The following is a 22,424-nucleotide window of genomic DNA, read 5'->3' on the forward strand; positions in this document are numbered from 1 at the left end:
CGGTGGCACAGCCAGCATTGATGCAGCCTGATACACCGCCTTCGCGAGCAAGCCCGCTCCCACAGGATTGCGTCTGAACCCAAGTTTTACACCAGACGCGCGAGCATCTCCTGCGCTTCGCTCTTCTGGGTGGCATCGCCTTCGCTGAGGACTTCACCGAGGATATCCCGGGCACCGTCGTGGTCGCCCATGTCGATGTAGGCCTGGGCCAGATCCAGCTTGGTCGCCACTTCATTGGTGCCGCTGAGGAAGTCGAAGTCCGGCTCGTCTTCGACACTGGCCAGGGCGTCTTCCGCCGTGAAGGATGGCTGACCCAGGCTGTCGGACAGGCGATCCAGCTCGGCGTTGACATCGTCCAGCTCGGATTCGAAGGGATCCTTCGGCGCGTCCATTTCGTCGGCCAGGGACAGATCGAAATCCGCCGGCAGCTCGAGATCGTCGGCTGGAGTGTCGAGCAAGGCCGAGGTGTCGGCTGCAGGCTCGTCCAGGCCCTTGAGATCGTCGCCCAGGTCCAGCAGGAAATCCTCGTCGTCCAGGGCCGGTGCCGGAGCATCGGCACCCAGGTCCAGGTCGAACTCCGACAGATCGTCCAGGCTTTCGTTGGCTTCGGTCTGCTGCTTGAGCACCGATTCGAAGCTCAGATCGTCGTCCATCGGGAACGCATCCAACTCCGGTACCGGCTCAGGTGCCGGCGCCGTCGGCGTGTTCTCCAGGTCATCCAGGCTCAGGTCGAAGGCGCTGTCCAGTTCCTCATTGGTGGCCGGCGTTTCTTCCAGCAACTCCTTGACGTACTGGGCGTCCAGCTCGGCAGCCACCGCCGCCGCGGCCAGGGTGGCGCTGGTGGCAACCACCATGGCCGGGAAGCGGCTCTTGAGCTGCTCGACCTGGGCGAAGTTTTCACCATTGGCCACCAATTGACGTTCCTGGGCGATAAATGCGTCGCGGTCGCCTTGCAGGCCGTAGACCTCCATCAACTTCAGGCGCAGGTCGCTGCGCTGTGGCTCGGCCTTGATGCCCTGTTCGAGCTGATCGGCGGCCTGGTTCAAGCGACCGCGATCGATGTGGGCCTGGGCCTGGCCCAGCACGTCGTCGAAGCGATCGGCGGCCGGGGCGACCAATGGCGCGGCAATAGGCGGCGAGACCATTACCGGCGCGACCACAGGGGCCGGCCGGGGAACGGGCTTGGGGGCCGGCGCAGGGGCTGGCTTAGGATCGAGCTTTACACTTGGCGCCGGTACTTCAATGCCCTCGAAGCTGCTCGGGGGCAGATCGAGCTCCGGGGAGAAGTCGGCCTCCTCCTCAAGGGCTCGGGCCATGCGCAGGTGTTTCTCGGCTTCTTGCTGGGCCTTGCGGCGGCGGGCGAGCAGCAACAGCAGCAACAGCAGGACCAACACACCTCCGCCAATCAAGCCGAGCAGGATCGGGTTGGTCAACAAGTCGTTGTACTTCTGCTCGTTGGATACCGCCGGGGCCTCGGCCGGAGCAGCCGCAGGTGCCGCCTCGGGGGTCGTCGCTTCAGGCGCCACTGGCGGCGCAGGCGCTGGGACCTGTGCCGATGGTGCGGGCGTCAACTGCGCCGACATTGCCGGCGGCGTCTCGCTGGCCGGTGGAACCGCGGCACCTTCGGCCTGCATCTTCGCCAGTTGATTATTCTTCAGCTCGATCAGGCGCTGCAGCTTGTCCAACTGACTCTGCAGGTCCGCCATGCGGCTTTTCAGTTCTTCGTTGTCGCGACGAGCCGAGTCGAGGCTTTCCTGGGTAACCGCGAGCTTGTTGCTCAGGGCCTGGGCATCGCCGGCAGCCCCTTTGCCCTTGCCTGCCTTCGCAGACTCCGCCGTCACCAGACTAAGGTTATCGCGGCCAGCGGTCTGTGCCGGTACGGCCTCACCCTGGCCGCGCTTGGTCGCGTCCAGTTGCTGGCGACCCGGTGCCGCAGTCGCACGGCCCTGGCGTCCCTGACGCCAGGCGGCGTTCTGCGCAGCCACTTCGGCGATGGCCTGGGGTTGCGGCAACGCGGTGCTCTGCACCGGGTCTGGCAGGCGCAGGACCTGGCCGGTTTTGAGCAGGTTGATATTGCCGTCGATGAAAGCGTGTGGGTTCAGCGCCTGGATCGCCAGCATGGTCTGCTGGACCGACCCGCCGTTGCGGGCCTTGGCGGCGATTTCCCAGAGGGTATCGCGCGGAGTGGTGGTGTACTGGGACGACTTGGTGGCGCCAGTGACCGGCGTCGACACCACCTGGGGCGGTTTCGGTCGGGCGGCCTCGGCAGCCTGGGGCGAGAACTTGGACGGGTCGACCAGTACGCTGTAGTCACGCAGCAGGCGACCGTTGGGCCACATCACTTGCACAAGGAACTTGACCAGCGGCTCGGACAGCGGCCGGCTGGAAGTCACCCGCAGAACGCTCTTGCCATTGGCATTGATCACCGGGGTGAAAGCCAGGTCATTGAGAAACGCCTGGCGGGGTACGCCGGCCTTGGCGAAATCCTCGGGCGAGGCCAGGCTCGGCACGACTTCGGCAGCGGTCAATTGCTGGACATCGAGCAGCTCGATCTCCGCGACCAGGGGCTGGTTCGGCGTCGACTTCAGGGTCAATTCCCCGAGCCCGAGCGCTTGCGCCATACCGGAGGACAGCGCCGAGGCGGCCGCTATTGCTAACACCAGTTTGCGAACTTGAACCATAGCCTCTTCCTTTGTTTGAACATTCCTCGGCCAGCGAGAAGGTATTGATGTCGCTGCCGCTAGGCATTTCACGCATCCCCGCAGGACGGGGCACACGATCGTTTCTACTCAGGCCCGGGAACGTCCCTAGCGGGAGCTTTTCGCCTTCAGCGTCCAGGCCAAGCATAGCGCCCGGCTAGAATCATTCGACAAATTGTTGCCAAGTATCTTTTACAGCAGGTCTTTTATCAACAACTCCGCCACCTGCACTGCGTTGAGTGCCGCGCCCTTGCGTACGTTATCCGTCGTCAGCCACATATTCAGTTCCGCCGGGTCATCGACACCACCGCGCACACGCCCCACATAAACCACGTCCTGGCCCACCGCATCGCCGACTGGCGTCGGGTAGTCGCCCGCCTCCACCAGCTCGATGCCGGCGGCCGCTTCCAGGGTTGCGTTGACTTTCTTCAGGTCGACAGCGTTCGCAGACTGCACGGTCACGCTAAAGCTATCGCCGAAAAACACCGGGGCTTGAATGCAAGTTACGGAAATCTTTAACAAAGGTTGATCCAGCACTTGGCGCAACTCACGCACCAGGCGCTTTTCCAGCTGCGTATGGCCCTGCTCATCCGGGGCGCCGACCTGGGCCAGCAGGTTGAATGCTATCTGCCGGTCGAAGAAGGTCGGCTCCAACGGACGGGCGTTGAGCAATTCGGTGGTCTGGCGCGCCAACTCGGTTACGGCGACACGGCCCTGGGCGGACACGGCGAGGCTGGCGGTCAGGCTGATGCGTTGCATATCCAGGCACTCACGCAACGGAGCCAGCGCCACAGCCAGTGCGATGGCCGATGCACTCGGGCTACTGACCTGGAACGGTTTGCCAAGGCCCGCCAGCGCCTGGGCGTTGGCTTCCGGCACGATCTGCGGGGCCTGTTCCGGCGGCAGGGCACCGGACAGATCGATGAGGGCGCAACCGGCGGCGGTGGCACGCGGCGCGAAACTCAGAGTGACCGCCGGGCCGGCAGCGAAGAACACCAGTTGCACTTTGCTGAAATCGAACGCGTCGACTTCTCGTACCCGCACGTTTTTGTTGCGGAACATCACCGAACTGCCCGCCGACTCACTACTGGCCAGCAGGTGCAGGTTGCCGACGGGAAAATCCCGCTCTTCGAGAATCTGGACGAGGGTTTCGCCGACCGTACCGGTGGCGCCGATCACGGCAATGTCAAAGGACTGGCTCATGGGGTCTACCTCGGGTAATGCGTGGGGAGCGGCACTTTACCGGGTGGTTGGCGGCCACGCAATTGACGGAGGATTTGTGGTGGATGGACTGGCGCCATCGCGAGCAGGCTATCTGCGGTAAGCACACAACCTGTGGGAGCGGGCTTGCTCGCGAAAGCGGCATGTCAGTTTGTATGGGCTTTGAATGTGCCTCCATCTTCGCGAGCAAGCCCGCTCCCACAAGGACGCGTATGTCTACGGTCATAAAAAAACCCGCACCTCTCACAAGGCACGGGTTCTTTCACAACAGCAATCGATCAACGCTCGAGCAAGATCCGCAGCATGCGACGCAGCGGTTCGGCCGCGCCCCACAGCAGTTGGTCGCCGACGGTGAAGGCACCGACGAACTGCGACCCCATGTTCAGCTTGCGCAGGCGTCCCACCGGCACGTTCAGGGTACCGGTGACCTTGGTCGGGCTCAGCTCCTGCATGCTGGTTTCGCGGTTGTTCGGCACCAGCTTGACCCAAGGGTTGTGCTGGCTGATCAGCCCTTCGATGTCGGCGATCGGCACGTCCTTGTTCAGCTTGATGGTCAGCGCCTGGCTGTGGCAGCGCATGGCGCCGATGCGCACGCAAATGCCATCCACCGGGATCGGGCTCTTGAAGCGACCGAGGATCTTGTTGGTTTCGGCCTGGGCCTTCCACTCTTCGCGGCTCTGGCCGTTCGGCAGCTCCTTGTCGATCCATGGGATCAGGCTGCCGGCCAGCGGCACACCGAAGTTTTCGGTCGGGTAGGCATCGCTGCGCATCGCCTCAGCAACCTTGCGATCGATGTCCAGGATGGCGCTGGCCGGGTTGGCCAGGTCATCGGCGACGGCCGCGTGGGTCGCGCCCATCTGCTTGATCAGCTCGCGCATGTTCTGCGCGCCGGCACCGGAAGCCGCCTGGTAGGTCATGGCGCTCATCCATTCCACCAGACCGGCTTCGAACAGGCCGCCCAGGCCCATCAGCATCAGGCTGACGGTGCAGTTGCCACCGATGTAGTTCTTGGTGCCGGCATCCAGTTGCTGGTCGATGACCTTGCGGTTGACCGGGTCGAGGATGATCACCGCGTCGTCCTGCATGCGCAGGCTGGAAGCGGCGTCGATCCAGTAGCCCTGCCAGCCGGCCTCGCGCAGCTTCGGGAAGACTTCGCTGGTGTAGTCGCCGCCCTGGCACGTCAGGATCACATCGAGGGTCTTGAGCTCTTCAATGCTGTAGGCATCCTTGAGTGCACCGGTATCCTTGCCCACGGACGGACCCTGGCCACCGACATTGGAAGTGGTGAAGAACACCGGCTCGATGAGATCGAAATCCTGCTCTTCCAGCATTCGCTGCATGAGCACGGAACCGACCATGCCCCGCCAACCGATCAGACCTACACGTTTCATCGCAACTGCACCTATACAAAAGTGGGCCACCGTCGAAGCGGTGGACCGGAGAGATTACAGATTCCGCAGCGCGGCGACTACCGCGTCGCCCATTTGCTGCGTACCGACTTTGGTACAACCGGCCGACCAGATGTCGCCGGTGCGCAAACCCTGGTCCAACACCACGCTGACGGCCTTTTCAATGGCGTCGGCGGCGTCGGTGAGGTTGAAGCTGTAGCGCAGCATCATCGACACCGACAGGATGGTCGCCAACGGGTTGGCAATGCCCTGCCCGGCGATGTCCGGTGCCGAACCGTGGCACGGCTCGTACATGCCTTTGTTGTTGGCATCCAGGGAGGCCGACGGCAGCATGCCGATGGAGCCGGTGAGCATCGACGCTTCGTCGGACAGGATGTCGCCGAACATGTTGTCAGTGACGATCACGTCGAACTGCTTCGGTGCGCGTACCAGTTGCATGGCGGCGTTGTCGACGTACATGTGACTCAATTCGACATCCGGGTAATCCTTGGCCACCTGCTCGACCACTTCACGCCACAGTTGGCTGGACGCCAGCACGTTGGCCTTGTCCACCGAACACAGCTTCTTGCCGCGCACGCGGGCCATGTCGAAGCCGACCCGGGCGATACGGCGGATTTCGCTCTCGCTGTACGGCAAGGTGTCGTAGGCCTGGCGTTCGCCATTATCCAGCTCGCGGGTACCGCGCGGGGTACCGAAATAGATACCCCCGGTCAGTTCACGGACGATGAGGATGTCCAGGCCCGAAACGATTTCCGGCTTCAGGCTCGACGCGTCGGCCAGTTGCGGATAGAGGATCGCCGGACGCAGGTTGCCGAACAGGCCCAATTGGGCGCGAATCTTCAGCAGGCCGCGCTCGGGGCGAATGTCGCGCTCGATCTTGTCCCATTTCGGGCCACCCACGGCTCCCAGCAGCACGGCATCGGCAGCACGGGCACGGTCCAGGGTCTCATCGGCCAGGGGCACGCCGTGCTTGTCGATGGCCGCGCCGCCGATCACGTCGTGGCTGAGTTCGAAGCCCAGGCCGTACTTGTCGTTCGCCAGCTCCAGGACCTTGACCGCTTCGGCCATGATTTCCGGACCAATGCCGTCGCCGGGGAGAATCAGAATCTGCTTGCTCATGCTTTCCTCGTTTGTTGTACCGGCGCGCCAGGTTTTCTACTGCCTGACAGGCCGGGAAAAAGGCTATCGCTCGGCCCACAGCACCAGTACATCCGTACTGAAAGAACCATCGGCCTCAATCTCGAAATATTCACGCACTTCATCGCCCATCGAGCGCTGCAGCGCGAGTATCGCCCCGCGCATCACCTCGGGCGTACGCATGCGCTCGACCCAGGAGCGGTATTCCAGGCGCAGGCGCTGGCGAGAGGTGCTGGTCACCTGCAACCCCGCCTCGCTGACCTGGCGCAGCCACTGCGCAGCCGAATAATCGCGCACATGACTGGTGTCGCGCAGCACCTCGACGCTTTGCAGGTAGGTGTCCAGCAACGGCATGCCCGGCGACAGTACATCAATGAATGCCGCCACGCCGCCCGGCTTGAGCACCCGACGCACTTCCCGCAACGCCACACCCAGGTCGCCCCAATGATGCGCCGAATAGCGGCTGAACACGAAGTCGAACTCGGCGTCGGCGAACGGCAGGCGCTCGGCGGCACCACAGACCGTGGTGATATTGCCCAGGCCACGCTCCGCTGCGGCTGCCGCCACGACATCGAGCATCTGCCGGGACAGGTCATAGGCCACCACGTCACCGGCCAGCGGCGCCACGTGAAAACTCACGTGGCCGGCGCCGCAACCCAGGTCCAGCACCCGGGCATCGCCACGACCGGTCAAGGCAGCCTGTAGCAGCGCGAACTCGGCGCCCTGGGCGTGCACGGCACTGCTCAGATAGGCCGAAGCCTGTTCACCGAATTGCTTTTGTACAACCTGACTGTGGGCGGTGCTGGTCATAGGATGTCCTTTTGGGGTATGGCCTTGTTGTGTCAGTACTGCCGCCTTCGCGAGCAAGCCCGCTCCCACATTGGATCAGCGGTGCTCACAAACCCTGTGGGAGCGGGCTTGCTCGCGAAGAGGCCGGCACTACTCACATCGATCTCAAGTCAATCAAGCATCGCGAAACAACCAGGGCTGGCTCGCCCGATGCTTCGCTTCGAACGCCGCAATCGCGTCGCCGTCCTGCAACGTCAGGCCGATGTCGTCCAGGCCGTTGAGCAGGCAATGTTTGCGAAACGCATCGATCTCGAAGCTCAGCACCTTACCGTCGGGACGGGTCACGGTCTGGGCTGCCAGGTCGATCTGCAGCTGATAACCCGGGTTGATCTCGACCTGCTGGAACAGCTCGTCCACTTCTGCGTCGCTGAGGATGATCGGCAGCAAACCGTTCTTGAAGCTGTTGTTGAAGAAGATGTCGGCGTAGCTCGGCGCGATGATGCTGCGAAAGCCGTATTCTTCAAGCGCCCATGGCGCGTGTTCGCGGCTCGAACCGCAACCGAAGTTCTCCCGGGCCAGCAGCACGCTGGCGCCCTGGTAGCGCTCGGCGTTGAGCACGAAGTCCTTGTTCAGCGGCCGCTTCGAGTTGTCCTGGTAGGGTTGGCCCACATCCAGGTAACGCCATTCGTCGAACAGGTTCGGACCGAAGCCGGTGCGCTTGATGGACTTCAGAAATTGCTTGGGAATGATCTGGTCGGTGTCGACGTTGGCACGATCCAGAGGCGCGACAAGACCAGTGTGCTGGGTAAAAGCTTTCATGCTGCGCTCTCCTTCAAATCAATTCACGAACGTCGACGAAACGGCCATTGACGGCAGCCGCCGCGGCCATGGCCGGGCTGACCAGGTGGGTACGGCCACCGGCGCCCTGACGGCCTTCGAAGTTACGGTTGGAAGTGGAAGCGCAATGCTCGCCCGACTCCAGGCGATCCGGGTTCATCGCCAGGCACATCGAGCACCCTGGCTCACGCCACTCGAAACCGGCCTCGAGGAACACCTTGTCCAGCCCTTCCGCTTCGGCCTGGGCCTTCACCAGGCCGGAACCCGGGACCACGATGGCCTGCTTGATGGTCGAGGCGACCTTGCGGCCCTTGGCAATCACCGCCGCGGCGCGCAGGTCTTCGATCCGCGAGTTGGTGCAGGAACCGATGAACACGCGGTCAAGCTGAATGTCGGTGATCGCCTGGTTCGCCTTCAAGCCCATGTATTTCAAGGCGCGGACGATAGAGTCGCGCTTGACCAGATCCATCTCCTTAGCCGGATCCGGTACGTTCTGATCCACGGCCAGGACCATCTCAGGGGACGTCCCCCAACTGACCTGCGGCTTGATCTGGGTGGCATCGAGTTCGACCACCGTATCGAACCTGGCATCGGCGTCGGACACCAGGTCTTTCCAAGCCTCGACCGCCAGGTCCCATTCAGCGCCTTTGGGGGCGAACGGACGACCCTTGACGTATTCGACGGTCTTTTCATCGGCGGCCACCAGGCCTACACGGGCACCGGCCTCGATGGACATGTTGCAGATGGTCATGCGGCCTTCGATGGACAGGTCGCGGATCGCACTGCCGGCGAACTCGATGGCATGGCCGTTACCGCCAGCGGTGCCGATCTTGCCGATCACGGCCAGGACGATGTCCTTGGCGGTCACGCCGAAGGGCAGCTTGCCCTCGACGCGCACCAGCATGTTTTTCATTTTCTTGGCCACCAGGCACTGGGTGGCGAGCACATGCTCGACCTCGGAGGTGCCGATGCCGTGGGCCAGGGCACCGAAGGCACCGTGGGTGGAGGTGTGGGAGTCGCCGCAGACCACGGTCATGCCGGGCAAGGTCGCGCCCTGCTCCGGGCCGATGACATGGACGATGCCCTGGCGCACGTCGTTCATCTTGAATTCAACGATGCCGTATTCGTCGCAGTTATCGTCGAGGGTCTGGACCTGCAACCGCGAAACCTGATCGACAATGGCGTCGATACCGCCCTTGCGCTCCGGGGTGGTCGGCACGTTGTGGTCCGGGGTCGCGATGTTGGCATCGATCCGCCATGGCTTGCGCCCGGCCAAGCGCAGACCTTCGAAGGCTTGCGGCGAGGTCACCTCGTGGATGATGTGACGGTCGATATAGATCAGCGCCGAGCCATCGTCGCGCTGCTTGACCAAATGCGAATCCCAGAGCTTGTCGTAGAGCGTTTTGCCGGCCATCAGACGGTTCCTCATCAGCTTGTTTCTATGCCCCGGCTCTTGAATGACTCAATAACCCTTTGGCTTGTGAGGCTGATGTTATGAGGCTACATTAAATAACTCAAATTCATATTTTTCATACTTTGCATAACCAACAGGAATTCACCGAAACCGCCATGGACCTCGCCAACCTCAACGCCTTTATCGCCATTGCCGAGACGGGCAGTTTCTCCGGCGCCGGTGAACGCCTGCACCTGACACAGCCAGCCGTCAGCAAGCGCATCGCCGGGCTGGAACAGCAGCTCAACGTCCGCCTGTTCGACCGGTTGGGCCGCGAGATCGGCCTGACCGAGGCGGGCCGGGCCCTGTTGCCCCGGGCCTATCAGATCCTCAACGTACTGGACGACACCCGTCGCGCCTTGACCAACCTGACCGGTGAAGTCACCGGACGACTGACACTCGCCACCAGCCACCACATCGGTCTGCACCGCTTGCCGCCTCTATTGAGAGAGTTCACCCGATGCTACCCACAGGTAGCCCTGGATATTCAGTTCCTGGATTCGGAAGTGGCTTACGAGGAAATTCTCCACGGCCGGGCGGAACTGGCGGTCATCACCCTCGCCCCCGAGCCGCATGCGTTGATGCGCGCCATGCCGGTGTGGGACGACCCCCTGGATTTCGTGGTGGCGCCGGAACACGCGCTGCTGGACAATCCCGCGGTCAGCCTGGCGGACATCGCCCTGCACCCCGCGGTTTTTCCGGGAGGCAACACGTTTACCCATCACATTGTCCGGCGTCTGTTCGAGGCCCAGGGCCTGACACCGAACATCGCCATGAGCACGAACTATCTGGAAACCATAAAGATGATGGTCTCCATCGGCCTGGCCTGGAGCGTCCTGCCGCGCACCATGCTCGATGATCAGGTGGCGCGCATCCCTTTGCCGGGCATACAGCTCAGTCGCCAGCTAGGCTATATCTTGCACACTGAACGGACGCTGTCGAATGCTGCGCGCGCTTTCATGTCCTTATTGGACGCACAAATCGATCTGCCAGGGACAAGGGCATAGGTTGTGCTACTCCTATAGAGCCGAAATGCCTGCGCTTAACGCCCAACTGCCCAAGGCTCGCTAGATAATGCCCAAACCCGCTGACCATCTTCCGCCCCTGCCGCGCATCCAGGCGCTTGACCCGAAACGGTCCGAGCAAAGCTGGGACAGTGCGCCGCAGTTACTGGCTGCGCTGAACGGTGCGCGGCTGGGTGCCTGGTCGTGGGACATCGACACCGGACGGATCAGTTGGTCCAGGGGTACCCAGGCGCTATTCGGCTTCGACCCGCGCCAGCCGCTTCCGGCAGACGTGGATTACCTGGACCTGCTCTTGCCCGAAGACCGGACCAAAGCCGTCCGCGCCTTTCATGCGGCAGTGGCCGGCGCGCCGCTGGAGCAGGCGATGCACCATCGCATTGTCTGGCCCGACGGCAGCCTGCACTGGCTGGAAATCAGCGGCAGCGTATCGCCCGACAAGCACGGTCGCCCGCGCATGATCGGGGTCATTCGCGAAATTACCCACCAGCGCGAGCGCGAACAGGCGTTGCGCAGTTCGGAAAAGCGCTTCGCCACGCTCTTTCATCTCTGTCCGAACATGGTCTTGCTGACCCGCCAGGAAGACGGGCTGATCAGCGAAGCCAACCAGTATTTCGAGAGCCTGTTCGGCTGGCCGGTACACGATGTCATCGGCCGTACCACCCTGGAGCTGGGCTTGTGGGTCGACCCCAGCCAGCGGGCCAAGCTGGTGGAGGCCACCAAGGCCAAGGGTGAACTGGTGAGCATGGAAGTGGAGTTCCGCGCCAGCAACGGCCAGATCCACAACGGCATCCTCAGCGCGCAGAAGGTCGAACTTGAAGGCCAGCCCTATCTGCTGAGCACGTTTCTCGACACCACAGAACGCAAATTGGCCGAACAGGCCCTCAAGGACAGCCAGGAACGTCTCGACCTGGCCCTCGACTCGGCGCAATTGGGCACCTGGGATTGGCACATACCCAGCGGCATGCTCTACGGCTCGGCCCGCGCCGCACAACTCCACGGCCTGGAACCCAAGCCGTTCCACGAATCATTCGACGCGTTTTTCGAAGGGGTACCCGACGAGGAGCGCAATAACATGCGCAATGCGTATCGCAGCCTGCGCGAAGGCCCGGCGGGTAATTATCAACTGACCTACCGCGTGCAATTGCCGGATGGCAGTTCCCGTTACCTGGAGAGCCGAGCCCGCCTCTATCGCAACGACGACGGCAGCCCCCAGCGCATGGCTGGCACTTTGCTGGACATCACCGATCAGGTGGAGCGCGAGCAAAGCCTGGCGGCGTCCGAGGAAAAATTCGCCACGTTGTTCCAGGTCAGCCCCGACCCGATCTGCGTCACCCACCAGGAAAGCAGCCGCTTCCTCGAGATCAACTCCAGCTTCACCCAGACCTTCGGCTGGTCCGCCAGTGACGTGATCGGCCGCAGCGCCGACGAAATCGGGCTCTGGGACGCTTCGGGCAACAGTCTGCAACGCATCGAACGGGTGATTCGCGAGCAATCGCTGAACAACGTTGCCATTGTCGTCCATCACAAGGACGGGCAGCCGCTGACCTGCGTGATCTCCAGCCGGCAGATCAACGTCAGCAACCAGCCCTGCATCGTCACCACCCTGCGGGACATCACCCAGCAACAACGCTCCGAAGCGGCCCTCAAGGCCAGCGAGGAAAAATTCGCCAAGGCGTTTCACTCCAGCCCGGACGCCATCACCATCACCGAACGCGAAAGCGGCCGTTACCTCGAAGTCAACGACGGCTTTTGCCGCCTGACCGGCTACCGCGCCGACGAAGTGATCGGGCACACGGTGTACGAGGTGGGCATCTGGGCCGAGGAAAAACAGCGCGCAGCCCTGTTGGCCGAACTGCAACTCAAGGGCCGCGTGCATCACCAGGAAATGCTCGGGCGCAACAAGCGCGGGGAATTGCTCACGGTCGAGGTGTCGGTCGAGCCTATTACGCTCAATGAGACGGACTGCCTACTGCTGACCGCGCGGGACGTGAGCCTGCTGCGCAACGCCGAGGCCCAGATCCGTCACCTGGCCTATCACGATCCGCTGACCAACCTGCCCAACCGGGCCCTGCTGATGGACCGACTGAGCCAGCAGATCGCTTTGCTCAAGCGCCATAATCTACGCGGTGCGCTGCTGTTCCTCGATCTTGACCACTTCAAGCACATCAACGATTCCCTGGGCCATCCGGTGGGCGACACGGTGCTGAAAATCATCACCGCGCGCCTGGAAGCCAGCGTGCGCCTGGAGGACACCGTCGCGCGGTTGGGCGGTGATGAGTTCGTGGTACTGCTCAGCGGCCTGGAAGGCACCCGCAACGAAGTCAGCGAGCAGGTGCAGAAACTGGCCGACACCCTGCGCGAACTGCTTTCGGAGCCGATGTTCCTCGACGGCCAGCGATTGCAGGTCACATCCAGCATCGGCATGGCTTTGATTCCCGACCATGGCTCCACCCCGACCGATCTGCTCAAGCGCGCCGACATTGCCCTCTATCGCGCCAAGGATTCGGGGCGCAATACCTCGCAGATGTTCCACACCACCATGCAAAAGGCAGCCAGTGAACGGCTGCGCATGGAAACCGACCTGCGCCAGGCCTTGGCCCGGGATGAGTTCAGCCTGCATTTCCAACCCCAGGTCGACGCCCGGGACAACCGTATCGTCGGTGCCGAAGCGCTGGTGCGCTGGCATCACCCCGAACTGGGTGCCCAGTCGCCCAATGAGTTCATCAAGGTTCTGGAAGACAGCGGGCTGATCCTCGAAGTGGGCACCTGGATCCTCGACGAAGCCTGCGATGGCTTCAAGCAGTTGATTGCCAAGGGCAAGATAGATCCGCAGCGGTTCAGCCTGTGCGTGAACATCAGCCCGCGACAGTTCCGTCAGAGCGATTTCGTCGAACGCATCGAGAACAGCCTCGCGATGCACGGCCTGCCTTGCACCATGTTGAAACTGGAAATCACCGAAGGCATCGTGATCCAGAACCTGGACGACACCATCGGCAAGATGCGCCGCCTCAAGAAACTGGGAGTGAGCTTCGCCATGGACGACTTCGGCACCGGTTATTCGTCGCTGACCTACCTCAAGCGCCTGCCGGTGGACACCTTGAAAATCGACCAGTCATTCGTGCGCGACGCCACCAGCGACCCCAACGACGCCGAGATCATCCGCGCCATCGTCGCCATGGCCCGCAGCCTCAACCTGGAAATGATTGCCGAAGGCGTGGAGACCCTGGAACAGTTGCACTTCCTGCAGGGGCTCGACTGCCATTTGTACCAGGGCTACCTGCACAGCCGGCCGTTGCCGCTGGATGCGTTCGAGCGGTTGTTGCCCTGATACAGGGCCAACAACAAGACAATTGTGGCGAGGGGATTTATCCCCTCGCCACAATGGAATTTCAAAAAGTTTTCGATATGAAAAAGGGCGCCCTTTCGGCGCCCTTTTTCAGTGGCGATGCATCAGTTCTGCAGCGCGGGTTGCTGCTGCGCACCGTTGATCGGAATGCGCTTGGCTTTCGCCTCTTCCGGAACCACCCGCAACAGGTCGATGCTCAACAGACCGTTGCTCAGGCCGGCGGATTTGATCTCGATATGATCCGCCAATCGGAAGGACAGCTTGAATGCACGCTGGGCGATGCCCTGATGCAGGTAGGTCACGCTGTCGTTGCTGGCCTCGCGCTTACCGCCGCTGATGGTCAGCACACCTTTTTCCACCTGCAGGTCCAGGTCTTCTTCCCGGAAGCCAGCGGCGGCGACTACGATACGGTATTCATCATCACCGTATTTTTCCACGTTGTAGGGTGGATAGCTGCTGCCCGGTTCGTTGCGCAGGGCGGTTTCGAACAGGTCGTTGAAACGGTCGAAGCCCACCGAGGAACGGAACAGAGGGGCCAGCGAAAATGCAGTACTCATGATTCAAATCTCCTGAAAAGTTCAGCAAGGTTTTTTGTCTCCGCGACCCGAATTCGGCATCGCGTACCCCTTATCTAGGGGTCGCCAAATACTTTTCAAGAGCTTTTTTCGAAATTTTTTTCAGGCAGCTTCAGGGCGCTGCACACCCAGCAAACGGCCTACGGCGTCGAGCTCGGTTTCCCGACGTAGCGCGGTGAACAGCTCGACCGCTTCGGGATAATTACGGGTCAACATCGCCAGCCACTGCTTCAACCGGCCGGGTGCCTGACGCGGTGTCAGTTGGTCGACCACTTGTACCCAGAAATCCTGGAGCATCGGTTGCAGCTCGGCCCAGGACATCTGCACCACCTCTTCACCGGCGCGGGCGGCGGCGATCTGCCGGGCCAGGTCCGGGCGGGAAACCAGGCCGCGACCAAGCATGATGTCCTCTACGCCGCTGATTTCACGGCAACGACGCCAATCTTCGACGCTCCAGATATCCCCATTGGCGAACACCGGCACCTTGACCACGTCCTGGACCCGGGGAATCCACTCCCAATGGGCCGGCGGCTTGTAGCCGTCAGTCTTGGTCCGCGCGTGCACCACGATGTGCGCCGCCCCGCCTTCGGCCAGTGCCGTGGCGCAGACCAGCGCACCGTCCGGACTGTCGAAGCCCAGGCGCATCTTGGCGGTGACCGGAATGTGCTTCGGCACGGCACGACGGACGTGTTCGACGATCTGGTTGAGCAGTTCCGGTTCCTTGAGCAACACCGCGCCGCCGCGGGACTTGTTCACCGTCTTGGCCGGGCAGCCGAAATTCAGATCGACCACCTCCGAGCCCAATTCACAGGCCAACGCCGCGTTTTCCGCCAGGCACACCGGGTCGGAACCCAGCAATTGCACCCGCAGCGGCACGCCGGCAGCGGTCCGCGCGCCGGTCAGCAGCTCTGGAGCAAGCTTGTGGAAATAGGCCGGTGTAAGCAGGCGATCATTGACGCGGATGAACTCGGTCACGCACCAGTCGATACCACCGACGCGTGTCAGGACGTCCCGCAGGATGTTGTCGACCAACCCCTCCATGGGCGCCAGGGCAATTTGCATGGGAAAACGCACTCAACGAAAAAACGTGCGGCAGTTTACCGGATTCTGTGGGAGCGAGCCTGCTCGCGATGGCGATGGGTCAGTTTGCAAGGATGCCGGCTGTGCCGCAGGCCTCCAGCGCCGGGCCATAGCCTTCGATGAACTCCGGCGGCATGCGCTTGGGCTTGCCGGTGGAGAGCTCAATGCAGACAAATGTGGTCTGCGCCCGCAGCACGGTGGTGTTGTCACTGGGGCGGATCAGCTGGAAATGCCGGGTCATCTTCAGTCGCTGGTCCCAATCGACGATCCAGGTGGCCAGTTGCAACTCGTCGCCTTCGTAGGCGGCCGCCAGGTAATCGACTTCATGGCGCACCACCGCCATTGCCCGATCCAGCCGGCGGTACTCCGCCAGATCCAGCCCCAGGCGCTGGGAATGACGCCAGGCACAACGTTCGAGCCAGGTGACGTAGACCGCGTTGTTGGCGTGGCCCAGCCCGTCGATGTCTTCGGCGGCTACTTGAAGATCAATGATGAACGGTGTTGCCCGATCCCAGCCCATGCCCCTCTCCCGGTCGAATGTGGATCGGGGCAGTGTACCGGATGCTCAAGCCGATTGCCGTGCCTGCAGATTGCGTCCTGCCAGCAGTGATAACACGCCATCGATGACACGAGGGTCGGCCAACACCCGCTGGTGCCCACCCTGGGGCAAGCGCAGCAGGCGGCTGTCAAACCAGGCCTCGTGAATCAACTGCGACTCGTTGACCGAGACGGACGTGTCGTCCTCGGCGTGGACGATCAACCCCGGCACATCCAGCTGATAATGCGCGACGTCCAGCTTCGAGGCGCGCATGCCCACGTCCTTTTCCACCTGACGAATGAAGGCCGAACGCGCCTGGGGCGGCAGGCCTACCAGCCGGGCGAAGCCGCGCAGCACACCCAGGATGCGTGCAGGAGCGGCGATGCTGACCAGCGTCTCGGTACGCAGCCCCAACTGAACCGCGAGCATGGCACTGGCCCCGCCCATGGAATGCCCGATCACCGCTTGCAACGGTGGCAATTCCGCTGCGGCTTCGAGCATCGCCCTGGCGAACGACAGGACGTTCGCCTCCCGGCCAGGCGAGCGGCCATGGGCCGGACCGTCCAGCGCCACCACCGTATAACCGGCATCCACCAACGCCGTGATCAGCGCGGCGAATTGCGTAGGCCGCCCTTCCCAGCCATGCATCAGCAGGACAGTCGGGCCTTTGCCCCAACACAGGGCAGAAAGACCGAAGCGCAAGGTGATGCGCTCGGAGCTTGCCAGCAATGGCAATTCCCAGTCCCGTGGCGGCATATTTCGGGGATGCATGAACAGCGCGCGCATTTTCCTAGCCACCAAACGCGGGGCCACCCGCCCCAGCGTTCCATTGACGCCACGAATCCAGCTCAATCTGTCCATCGCTCTTCTCCCACGGCTTGCGTCTTAACTCACCGCACCGCGGATTTGGCGGCGCGCAGCACACGATCCGATAACTCTCCCGGCCCCAGCGCCCGGGCCAGGGCCAGGCCGCCGACCATCAAGGCAATATCGGCAAGGGCTTTGTCGGCGTCTTCCGGGCTGGCCGCCAATTGCGCGGCCATTAACTCGATGTGTTCGTTGAGCACTTCACGAAACGGATCCGGCAGCCGTCCCAGCTCACCGATCGACGCCGGGATCGGGCAGGCGTTTTCGGTGGAGTCTCGATGCTTGCGCGACAGGTAGAACGCCGCCACCAGGGCACGCCGCTCTTCGCCGGTCAGTTCGGCATCCATGTCGGCGATCAGGCCGCGGCGCCGACTGAGCAGTTGCTTGAAAGCCTCCAGCATCAATGCATCCTTGCTTTCGAAATGGGCATAGAACCCGCCCACTGTCAGCCCGGCCGCAGCCATTACCTCGCCCACGCTCGGCTCGGCCGGACCACGCTGGATCAGCGCGTCGCTGGCAGCCTTGATAATGCGCTCACGGGTCTGTGCTTTTTTATCGCTCATCGTTCGCCTCCAAATATTACAATCACAATATTATTCACATAATAATTTTCCGCAAGCAGAATCTCGTTTCCGCTGGTCGGCCGTCTATTTTTCGAGGATGGGAGAATTGGCTGAACGCCAGACAAACAAAAGGGCCATTCAAGAATTGAATGACCCTTATAAAATCCCGCAGAGCGGGTAATCGTGGCGTCCCCTAGGGGACTCGAACCCCTGTTACCGCCGTGAAAGGGCGGTGTCCTAGGCCACTAGACGAAGGGGACACAAACCTTCTTGCTTGATCAGCGCTGAGAACTGATCGATTCAAGGCCGGTGTGGCCAGACCTTGAACCTGACGATTGGTGGAGCTAGACGGGATCGAACCGTCGACCTCTTGCATGCCATGCAAGCGCTCTCCCAGCTGAGCTATAGCCCCGGATTTTTCGCCTCGCGGCGGAGCGACATCTTGTAACATCGCTTCTGTAAAACTGGCGTCCCCTAGGGGACTCGAACCCCTGTTACCGCCGTGAAAGGGCGGTGTCCTAGGCCACTAGACGAAGGGGACGCAAACCCTTCTAACTGCTGATCAACACTGCGTGTCGATCGCTTCAAGGCCGGTGTGGCCAAGCCTTGAAGTGTAAATTGGTGGAGCTAGACGGGATCGAACCGTCGACCTCTTGCATGCCATGCAAGCGCTCTCCCAGCTGAGCTATAGCCCCTCATCGCTGAGGACGGGGCGAATCTTAAGGGCGTATCGGAGGGCTGTCAAATTTATTTTCAACAAATTTGAAAATTTTTTGCCGGGATAACAATCACTTACCGACAAACCCCGGAAAACCGGGGCATGCCCTGCCCTGACGACCGCTTAGGCAATCGCGCCCAGCAGTTTTTCCCACTCTTTGTTTTCCTTTTTCGACACGCCACCGAGCAGATCGATGGCTTGGCGCAGGCGGAAACGGGTCAGGTCCGGCCCGAGGATTTCCATCGCATCGAGCACCGACACCGAGCTGGCCTGGCCGGTAATGGCGGCGAACATCAGCGGCATTGCGTCACGCAATTTCAGCTCCAGGGACTCGACCACGGCCTGGATGGTCGCGGTGATGCTGTCCTTCTCCCACTGGCGCAGGCTTTCGAGCTTCCACAGGATCAGCTGCATCAGCTGGCGCACCTGGTCGCCCGAGAGCTTCTTGGATTCGAACAGCTTCGCATCCGGCGTCACGCCACCGGCAAAGAAGAAGCCGGCCAACGGCGCGATCTGGCTGAACGTCTCCACCCTGCCCTGCACGTGGGGAGCGATCTTCATCATGTACTCGGGGTTCAATGCCCACTTCTGTACCCGTGCGGCGAACTCTTCCACCGGCAGGTCGCGCAGCCATTGACCGTTGAGCCAGGACAGTTTCTCGATGTCGAAGATCGGACCGCCCAGGGACACCCGCGACAGGTCGAAATGCTCGACCATTTCCTGCAGCGAAAACTTCTCGCGCTCGTCCGGCATCGACCAGCCCATGCGCCCCAGGTAGTTGAGCATCGCCTCGGGCATGAAGCCCATGCGCTCATAGAACGTCACCGAGGTCGGATTCTTGCGCTTGGACAGTTTGCTCTTGTCCGGGTTACGCAGCAGCGGCATGTAGCACAGCTGTGGTTGCTCCCAGCCGAAATACTCGTAGAGCAGGATCAGTTTTGGCGCCGATGGCAGCCACTCCTCACCGCGCAGGACATGGGTGATGCCCATCAGGTGGTCGTCGACCACGTTGGCCAGGAAGTACGTCGGCAAGCCGTCGGTCTTCATCAGCACTTGCATGTCCATGCGATCCCATGGGATCTCGACATCGCCACGCAGCATGTCCGGCACCACGCAAACGCCTTCGCTCGGCACCTTCATGCGGATCACATGGGGCTCGCCGGCGGCCAGGCGCCGGGCGACTTCCTCCTTGGACAGCAGCAGCGCGCGACCGTCGTAGCGTGGGGTTTCACCGCGGGCCATCTGCTCGGCGCGCATCTGGTCCAGCTCTTCGGCGGTGCAGAAGCAGGGGAACGCGTGCCCCATGTCCACCAACTGCTGACAATACTGCTTGTAGATGTCGCCACGCTCGCTCTGCCGGTATGGACCGTGCGGGCCGCCAACGTCCGGACCTTCGCTCCAGTCAATGCCGAGCCAGCGCAGGGCGTCGAAAATCTGCTGTTCGGACTCGCGCGTCGAACGCAACTGGTCGGTGTCCTCGATCCGCAGGATGAACTCACCGCCGTGCTGCTTGGCAAAGCAATAGTTGAACAAAGCGATGTAGGCGGTGCCGACATGAGGATCGCCAGTGGGCGAAGGCGCGATGCGGGTACGGACGGTGGTCATGGCATGTCTCGGAAAGAATAGAAAAGCGAAGATGAAACAGGGGGCGAATGGTAACAGGCGTTGGTGGGCGGGCTCCAGTCAGAGGGGATAACCTTCAGACCGAGTTGCCCCATTCGCGGGCAAGCCCGCTTCCACAGGATCGCTTTACAGTCTGGACGACGCGGCCAACTGTGGGAGCGGGCTTGCTCGCGAAGAGGTCAGCAAAGCCCGCGCAAGACTCAGACAGTCAGCAACCGCTCCCGCAACTTGCCAATCTCGTCCCGCAACTGCGCCGCCGCCTCGAACTCCAGGTCCCGGGCCAGTTGGTACATCTTCTCTTCCAACTGCCGGATGCGCTTGGTGATTTCGCTTGGCGAGCGCAGTTCCGCTTCGTAGCGGGCGCTCTCTTCGGCGGCCTTGGCCATGCCCTTGCGCTTCTTGCTGCGCGAACCGGGCACGGTGGCACCTTCCATGATGTCGGCCACGTCCTTGAACACCCCCTTGGGCGTGATGCCGTTGGCCAGGTTGAAGGCGATCTGCTTGTCGCGACGGCGCTCGGTCTCGCCGATGGCCCGCTCCATGGAACCGGTGATGCGGTCGGCATACAGGATCGCCCGACCGTTGAGGTTACGCGCCGCCCGGCCGATGGTCTGGATCAGCGAGCGCTCGGAACGCAGGAAGCCTTCCTTGTCGGCGTCGAGGATCGCCACCAGCGACACTTCCGGCATGTCCAGGCCTTCGCGCAGCAGGTTGATGCCCACCACCACGTCGAAGGTGCCCAGGCGTAAGTCGCGGATGATCTCGACCCGCTCCACCGTATCGATGTCCGAATGCAGGTACCGCACCCGCACGCCATGGTCGGCCAGGTAATCGGTGAGGTCTTCGGCCATGCGCTTGGTCAGGGTGGTCACCAGGACCCGCTCATCGATGGCCACGCGTTTGTTGATTTCCGACAACAGGTCGTCGACCTGGGTCAGTGCCGGGCGCACTTCGACTTGTGGGTCCACCAGGCCGGTCGGCCGTACCACCTGCTCGACCACGCGGCCAGCATGCTCGGCCTCGTAGTTGCCGGGGGTGGCCGAGACAAAAATGGTCTGCGGGCTCACGCTTTCCCATTCATCGAAGCGCATCGGCCGGTTGTCCAGTGCCGAAGGCAGGCGGAAGCCGTATTCCACCAGAGTCTCCTTGCGGGACCGGTCGCCTTTGTACATCGCGCCGACCTGGGGCACGCTGACGTGGGATTCGTCGATCACCAGCAGGGCATCGGCCGGCAGGTAGTCATACAAGGTCGGAGGCGGCGCACCCGCCGGGCGGCCCGACAGATAGCGGGAGTAGTTTTCGATGCCGTTGCAGTAGCCCAGCTCAAGGATCATCTCCAGGTCGAACCGGGTCCGCTGCTCCAGGCGCTGGGCTTCCACCAGCTTGTTGTTCGAGCGCAGGTACTCCAGGCGCTCCTGGAGCTCGGCCTTGATCCCGTCAATGGCGTCCAGCAGGGTTTCCCGTGGCGTGACGTAATGGCTCTTGGGGTAGAAGGTGAAGCGTGGCAGCTTGCGGATCACCTCGCCGGTCAGCGGGTCGAACGCCGAAATGCTCTCCACTTCGTCATCGAACAGCTCGATGCGGATCGCCTCCAGATCGGATTCCGCCGGGTAGATGTCGATCACATCGCCGCGCACCCGGAACGTCGCCCGGGCGAAGTCCATGTCGTTGCGGGTGTATTGCAGGTCCGCGAGACGGCGCAGCAAGGCACGCTGATCTAGCTTGTCGCCGCGATCCACGTGCAGCACCATCTTCAGGTACGTCTCCGGACTGCCCAGGCCATAGATACACGACACCGTGGTGACGATGATCGCATCCTTGCGCTCGAGCAATGCCTTGGTCGCCGACAGACGCATCTGTTCGATGTGGTCGTTGATCGAGGCATCCTTCTCGATAAAGGTATCCGACGACGGCACGTAGGCTTCCGGCTGGTAGTAGTCGTAGTAAGAAACGAAGTACTCCACCGCGTTATTGGGGAAAAACGCCTTGAACTCGCCATACAGCTGCGCCGCCAGGGTCTTGTTCGGCGCCAGCACCAGGGTCGGGCGCTGCACCTGGGCGATCACGTTGGCGATGCTGAAGGTCTTGCCCGAACCGGTCACACCGAGCAATGTCTGGTGGGCCAGCCCCGCCTCGATGCCTTCGACCATCAGGCGAATGGCTTCCGGCTGGTCGCCAGCGGGCTTGAATCGGGTGACTAGCTGGAATTCAGACATAACATAACCCCTGGGTTCACGCCTGTCGGCCAGGCGACGGGAATGAGGAAGACCGAAACGACTGATGTCGCCCGAGGAAAAAATTGGAATACCGACAATGTGGAGGTGAATGCCTTCGCTTTCAAGACGAACGTCCTACACGCCTTTGAGTCTTTGACGCGGCGAAGGGACTAACGGTCGAAAAAAATCGAAAATACTTACCGTAAAAACCGAATCGCCTGTCGCCCTGCCCGGTGATGGCCTCTATACTAGCTCCCCGTTTGTGCACCGCTCTAGTGCATCCGGCTGGAGCGCCACACGTCCCCCCACACTCCATTCAGAGCCGCGC

Annotated in this window: 16 protein-coding genes and 4 tRNA genes; 2 read left to right on the forward strand and 18 right to left on the reverse strand. The window is 62.1% G+C overall.

Annotation, left to right across the window (positions count from 1 at the left end):
- Nucleotides 1-86: 86 nt before the first annotated feature.
- The 7 genes from FBX99_RS15770 to leuC form a co-directional block, all read right to left on the reverse strand.
- Nucleotides 87-2,681 carry a FimV/HubP family polar landmark protein gene (locus tag FBX99_RS15770; protein ID WP_145131971.1) on the reverse strand — a complete coding sequence of 865 codons (2,595 nt, stop codon included), beginning with the start codon at nt 2,679-2,681 and terminating at the stop codon, nt 87-89.
- 210 nt (nt 2,682-2,891) lie between these two features.
- The gene (locus FBX99_RS15775; protein ID WP_144930184.1) at nt 2,892-3,902 is read right to left on the reverse strand and encodes an aspartate-semialdehyde dehydrogenase; all 1,011 of its coding nucleotides are present in this window, start codon (nt 3,900-3,902) and stop codon (nt 2,892-2,894) included.
- A 296-nt stretch (nt 3,903-4,198) separates the two neighbouring features.
- Nucleotides 4,199-5,311, reverse strand: coding sequence for an aspartate-semialdehyde dehydrogenase (gene asd, locus FBX99_RS15780; RefSeq protein ID WP_024779161.1), 1,113 nt, complete (start codon nt 5,309-5,311; stop codon nt 4,199-4,201).
- Nucleotides 5,312-5,365: 54 nt separating this feature from the next.
- Nucleotides 5,366-6,448 carry a 3-isopropylmalate dehydrogenase gene (gene leuB / locus FBX99_RS15785; RefSeq protein WP_144930183.1) on the reverse strand — a complete coding sequence of 361 codons (1,083 nt, stop codon included), beginning with the start codon at nt 6,446-6,448 and terminating at the stop codon, nt 5,366-5,368.
- A gap of 63 nt (nt 6,449-6,511) precedes the next feature.
- A complete protein-coding gene (locus FBX99_RS15790) occupies nt 6,512-7,276 on the reverse strand; it encodes a class I SAM-dependent methyltransferase (protein WP_144930182.1) in 765 nt (254 codons plus the stop codon).
- 153 nt (nt 7,277-7,429) lie between these two features.
- Complete coding sequence (gene leuD / locus FBX99_RS15795) at nt 7,430-8,074, reverse strand: 3-isopropylmalate dehydratase small subunit (protein WP_144930181.1); 645 nt, start codon at nt 8,072-8,074, stop codon at nt 7,430-7,432.
- Nucleotides 8,075-8,087: 13 nt separating this feature from the next.
- Nucleotides 8,088-9,506 (reverse strand): 3-isopropylmalate dehydratase large subunit, encoded by a 1,419-nt coding sequence (gene leuC / locus FBX99_RS15800; RefSeq protein WP_144930180.1) that lies wholly within the window; start codon nt 9,504-9,506, stop codon nt 8,088-8,090.
- A 155-nt stretch (nt 9,507-9,661) separates the two neighbouring features.
- Between leuC and FBX99_RS15805 the strand changes: the two genes are divergently transcribed.
- Nucleotides 9,662-10,552, forward strand: coding sequence for a LysR family transcriptional regulator (locus FBX99_RS15805; protein WP_144930179.1), 891 nt, complete (start codon nt 9,662-9,664; stop codon nt 10,550-10,552).
- Between the two features lie 67 nt (nt 10,553-10,619).
- The gene (locus tag FBX99_RS15810; RefSeq protein ID WP_144930178.1) at nt 10,620-13,898 is read left to right on the forward strand and encodes an EAL domain-containing protein; all 3,279 of its coding nucleotides are present in this window, start codon (nt 10,620-10,622) and stop codon (nt 13,896-13,898) included.
- Between the two features lie 122 nt (nt 13,899-14,020).
- Here the strand turns inward: FBX99_RS15810 and FBX99_RS15815 are convergent, their stop codons facing one another.
- The 11 genes from FBX99_RS15815 to uvrB form a co-directional block, all read right to left on the reverse strand.
- Nucleotides 14,021-14,473: an Hsp20 family protein gene (locus tag FBX99_RS15815; RefSeq protein WP_041023758.1), complete on the reverse strand. Its 453-nt coding sequence runs from the start codon at nt 14,471-14,473 to the stop codon at nt 14,021-14,023.
- A gap of 120 nt (nt 14,474-14,593) precedes the next feature.
- Nucleotides 14,594-15,553, reverse strand: a complete 960-nt coding sequence (locus FBX99_RS15820) for a tRNA-dihydrouridine synthase (RefSeq protein WP_144930177.1) — start codon at nt 15,551-15,553, stop codon at nt 14,594-14,596.
- A gap of 79 nt (nt 15,554-15,632) precedes the next feature.
- The gene (locus tag FBX99_RS15825; RefSeq protein WP_144930176.1) at nt 15,633-16,091 is read right to left on the reverse strand and encodes a thioesterase family protein; all 459 of its coding nucleotides are present in this window, start codon (nt 16,089-16,091) and stop codon (nt 15,633-15,635) included.
- Nucleotides 16,092-16,136: 45 nt separating this feature from the next.
- Nucleotides 16,137-16,970 (reverse strand): alpha/beta fold hydrolase, encoded by an 834-nt coding sequence (locus FBX99_RS15830; RefSeq protein ID WP_144930175.1) that lies wholly within the window; start codon nt 16,968-16,970, stop codon nt 16,137-16,139.
- Between the two features lie 29 nt (nt 16,971-16,999).
- Entirely contained in the window at nt 17,000-17,539 is a 540-nt protein-coding gene (locus FBX99_RS15835) for a TetR/AcrR family transcriptional regulator (RefSeq protein WP_144930174.1), read from the reverse strand.
- A gap of 184 nt (nt 17,540-17,723) precedes the next feature.
- Nucleotides 17,724-17,799, reverse strand: a tRNA-Glu gene (locus tag FBX99_RS15840).
- Nucleotides 17,800-17,875: 76 nt separating this feature from the next.
- A tRNA-Ala gene (locus tag FBX99_RS15845) sits at nt 17,876-17,951 on the reverse strand.
- A 53-nt stretch (nt 17,952-18,004) separates the two neighbouring features.
- Nucleotides 18,005-18,080: transfer RNA gene (locus tag FBX99_RS15850), tRNA-Glu, on the reverse strand.
- 78 nt (nt 18,081-18,158) lie between these two features.
- A tRNA-Ala gene (locus FBX99_RS15855) sits at nt 18,159-18,234 on the reverse strand.
- A 146-nt stretch (nt 18,235-18,380) separates the two neighbouring features.
- Nucleotides 18,381-19,862, reverse strand: coding sequence for a glutamate--tRNA ligase (gene gltX, locus FBX99_RS15860; RefSeq protein ID WP_041023763.1), 1,482 nt, complete (start codon nt 19,860-19,862; stop codon nt 18,381-18,383).
- Nucleotides 19,863-20,080: 218 nt separating this feature from the next.
- Nucleotides 20,081-22,096 (reverse strand): excinuclease ABC subunit UvrB, encoded by a 2,016-nt coding sequence (uvrB, locus tag FBX99_RS15865; RefSeq protein ID WP_041023764.1) that lies wholly within the window; start codon nt 22,094-22,096, stop codon nt 20,081-20,083.
- Nucleotides 22,097-22,424: the final 328 nt, after the last annotated feature.

The organism is Pseudomonas sp. SJZ074, from assembly GCF_007828215.1.
Classification (GTDB): domain Bacteria; phylum Pseudomonadota; class Gammaproteobacteria; order Pseudomonadales; family Pseudomonadaceae; genus Aquipseudomonas.